General features: G+C 66.5%; 1 pseudogene. It reads left to right on the top strand.

What is annotated here, in order from left to right:
* A pseudogene (locus EOB49_RS37855) lies at positions 1–400 on the top strand (hypothetical protein); the annotation flags it as partial.

Genomic DNA, 400 nt, shown 5'->3' with positions numbered 1-400 from the left:
GGCCCCGATGGTTCAAAGTGGGCTGATGTCGAAAGCGCTGCGGTCACCCCCGGCCAGGACGGCAATGACGACCTCTGGCTGATCGTGAAGCGCAGCATTGGCGGCGTGACCAGGCGCTACATCGAAATCAAGACCGCGCCGTTCGAATACGGCGCCATCGGGGACGCCTTCGAGGTCGATTGCGGCCTGACCTACACGGGTCTTGCGGTCACCACGGTGGGCGGCGCCATGCATCTCGCCGGCCAGTCCGTCGATGTTCTCGCCGATGGAAAAGTCTATCGCGGCCTGACCGTCAGCGGCGGCGGCACCGTCACGCTGCCGGGCGGTTCTACCGCCGCCAAATGGCAGCTTGGCCTGCCCTATGCTGCGGGCGCCGACACGCTGGAGCTCGATGTCGGCG

The sequence above is a fragment of the Mesorhizobium sp. M7A.F.Ca.MR.148.00.0.0 genome (assembly GCF_003997735.1).
In the GTDB taxonomy this organism is placed as follows: Bacteria; Pseudomonadota; Alphaproteobacteria; order Rhizobiales; family Rhizobiaceae; genus Mesorhizobium.
The sequence above is the reverse complement of the archived record's forward strand: the minus strand, read 5'-3'. Positions and strand labels throughout refer to the sequence as shown.